The sequence below is a fragment of the Pseudomonas sp. P4_C3 genome (assembly GCF_056402075.1).
Window position 1 is genome coordinate 1 of the sequence record NZ_JBFUIC010000625.1, and the last position, 1,299, is coordinate 1,299.

At 39.8% G+C, this 1,299-nt stretch carries 1 protein-coding gene and 1 pseudogene; both read left to right on the forward strand.

Annotated elements, in window-relative coordinates:
- A pseudogene (locus AC1DVH_RS31265) lies at window positions 1–461 on the forward strand (hypothetical protein); the annotation flags it as partial.
- Window positions 462–562: 101 nt separating this feature from the next.
- Window positions 563–1,299, forward strand: a 737-nt coding sequence (locus AC1DVH_RS31270) for a glycosyltransferase (RefSeq protein WP_477757042.1), incomplete at its 3' end; no start/stop codon positions are given.

Genomic DNA, 1,299 nt, shown 5'->3' on the forward strand with positions numbered 1-1,299 from the left:
CCTTTGTACTCGCGCCATTTGCAGCCGAGCTACTCTCAACAGATGAAAGAATGCAGGTATTGTTCACCAAAGACTACTCCTCTGACGGGTCCTATATTGAGCGAGGAATACAACTTAAATACGGACTTCAGCATATTCTTGACAATCCGATACTAGGGGGTTACGAAAAAATTGTTATAGACCTAGGAACGCATGGCGCATACATACACAATATACTATCCTTTTGGCAGGTTTATGGATTGCTCGGCTTTATATTAGCACTTTATTTTTTTATATTATTCCCAACAACAACACTTTTAAATCATGATTTAACCAAGCAAGCAAAAACAACGCTTACAATGCTAATAATATACATAGCTTTACAAATTGTTTTTTCCAGGTCTTATGTATATAACTACTCTTGGCTCATGGTTGGTTTTTCCCTATTGGTACGCATAAAGCCAGGCTGTCGTAAAAACTGAATTCAACTCCTTTGCAATTCAGCAAGGTGATTTTACCAGCAGTCGTGGGCACAGGCTTAACCACCAGCCCACATTTTATTAGCCGCTTCCAGAATATTTCCATGAAAAAAATAGACTATATTGTATATTTTGACGAGACCCTATATTTGGGCATATCAAAAAAAATAAAACAAACTGCTTTGGCTTTGCAAGAGAGTAATTTCAATGCAAGCGTAAAGTTGATCAAGCCTAATGGAATGAAGGGTGTTTGTTCTTTTATCTGGGAAATAATTCGCTCTGATGCAGATATCATAATTGTAAGATCCTTTCCATACTTGATGTCGATATTAGCGCCAGTGCTATTAGCAAAGCGTGTGCAGGGAAAAAAAATAGTTATCGACATTCCGACACCAAACACAACTATCCTTAATGAAATAAAGACGCGCACCGATATAGGTTTTACGCAAACAATATTGAGGCAAGCTATTGTACTGATGAGCTTTCCCTGGGCTTTGCTTCCAGCTAATCGGATAATCCAATATGCTCCTGAATCAAAATATTTCACATTTGGCGTTAAAAATAAGACCTTGCTTTCAGCCAACGGTATTCATGTGGCCAGCGTACCTATTTCTATGCTGCGCCCCTCTTGGCCTGCCGACGAGTTTGTCTTCATCGGCGTCGCCTCACTGGCAGACTGGCATGGCTTTGACCGCATAATTAGAGGAGTAGCCGATCACCTGAAAATAACAAACCAAAAAGCGAGATTCATAATCGTCGGTGATGGTGATGCTCGCAATCAACTGGCGCTTCTTGCAAAAGATTTGAACATAACCGACTTGATAGAATTCAAGGGTTTTTT